The organism is Streptomyces calidiresistens, assembly GCF_014141525.1.
Taxonomy (GTDB): domain Bacteria; phylum Actinomycetota; class Actinomycetes; order Streptomycetales; family Streptomycetaceae; genus Streptomyces; species Streptomyces calidiresistens.
This window is the reverse complement of record NZ_VKHS01000959.1, coordinates 1-1842: the sequence shown is the minus strand read 5'-3', so window position 1 is coordinate 1842 and position 1842 is coordinate 1. Positions and strand designations below refer to the sequence as shown.

Genomic DNA, 1842 nt, shown 5'->3' with positions numbered 1-1842 from the left:
CCCAGGCTCAGGGCCGTCGGGGGCCGCGGGGATCGGGCGCCGGGTCGACGGGCTCCCCGGCGGACGGGGCCGCGGTCGGCGGGAGGGAGACCGAGTCGGTCGCCCACAGGCGGGGCGTCGGCCCCCGCCCGTCGGCGGCGGGCCGCAGCCCGACCACGAGGTGCCGCCGCCAGGCGTCGTCCGACTCCGGGTGGTCCTCCCGCCAGTGGCAACCGCGGGTCTCGGTGCGCTCGGTCGCGGCGGCGACCAGCACCCGGGCGACCAGGTGCAGGTTGGTCGTCTCCCAGCTGTCGGTGCCGGGCTCGGCGGGTTTCTCGACCGCCCGCCCGGCGAGGGCGTCCAGTTCCGCCGCGGCGGTGCGCAGGCCCTCGGCGGAGCGCAGCACCCCGGCGTGGTCGGTCATGATCCGCTGGATCTCCGGGCGGACGTCGGGGGACAGCAGCGGGCCGGAGCGCCGGCCGGGGCCGGCGACGGACAGCCGGTCCCCGGCGGCGCCGGCGGCCCCGGTGGGGGCGGCGCCGGAGCGGGCGGCCAGGACGGCGTCGGCGATGCGCTCGGCGAAGACCAGCCCCTCCAGCAACGAGTTGGACGCCAGGCGGTTGCCGCCGTGCACACCGGTGCAGGCCACCTCACCGCAGGCGTACAGGCCGGGCACGGTGGTGCGGCCCCACAGGTCGGTGCGGACCCCGCCGGAGGCGTAGTGCGCCGCCGGGGACACCGGGATGGGCTCGGTGACGGGGTCGATGCCGTGCTCCCGGCAGGCGGCCAGGATGGTGGGGAAGCGGCGCTCCCACATCCGCGCGCCGAAGTGTCGGGCGTCCAGGTGGACGTACGGGGTGCCCTGCTCGCGGGTGGTCCGGGTGATGGCCTTGGCGACCACGTCGCGGGGCGCGAGTTCGGCCAGCTCGTGCACGCCGACCATGAAGCGCCGGCCCGAGGCGTCCAGCAGCAGGCCGCCCTCGCCGCGCACCGCCTCGGAGATCAGCGGCTGCCGACCGCGCGCCTCCGGCCCCAGGTACAGCACGGTGGGGTGGAACTGCACGAACTCGGCGTCGGCCACCTCGGCGCCCGCCCGCAGGGCCAGCGCCACGCCGTCGCCGGTGGAGACCGTGGGGTTGGTGGTCACCGAGAAGACCTGGCCCATGCCGCCGGTGGCCAGCACCACCGCGGGGGCCAGCACGGCGCCGACACCGTCGTGCCGCCCCTCCCCCATCACGTGCAGGCTGACCCCGGCCGCGCCGCCCGTCGGGTCGGCGGGGTCGGTGAGCAGGTCCAGCACCAGGGCGTGCTCGATCGTCTCGATCCCGGCCGCCCGCACGGCGTCGGCCAGGGCGCGGGATATCTCGGCGCCGGTGGCGTCGCCGCCGGCGTGCGCGATCCGGCGGCGGTGGTGGCCGCCCTCGCGGGTGAGGGCGATGGCGCCGGCCGGGTCGAGGTCGAAGCGGGCCCCGGCGCCGATGAGCCGGTGGACGGCGGCCGGCCCCTCGGTGACGAGCAGCCGGACCGCCTCCGGGTCGCACAGGCCGGCGCCGGCGACCAGGGTGTCCCGCTCGTGGTCGGCCGGGGAGTCGTCGGCGCCCAGGGCGGCGGCGATGCCGCCCTGGGCCCAGCGGGTGGAGCCCTCGTCCATCAGCGCCTTGGTGACGATGACCGTGCGCAGGCCGGCCGCGGCACAGCGCAGGGCGACGGTCAGGCCGGCGACGCCGGAGCCGACCACCACGACGTCGGCGCGCACGGACCAGCCGGCGGGTGGGGCGATGGGCACGCCGGCCCGGGCGACGCCGGTGGGCGGTGTGTTCCCGGGCGACGCGTCGGGGGTCGGCGCGGCGGGGGGCGCGGGGT

1 protein-coding gene is annotated in these 1842 nt (G+C 78.8%); it reads right to left on the bottom strand.

Annotated features, from left to right (window positions below; genetic code table 11):
* Window positions 1-7 precede the first annotated feature (7 nt).
* A complete protein-coding gene (locus tag FOE67_RS24540) occupies window positions 8-1765 on the bottom strand; it encodes an L-aspartate oxidase (protein WP_182667012.1) in 1758 nt (585 codons plus the stop codon).
* Window positions 1766-1842: the final 77 nt, after the last annotated feature.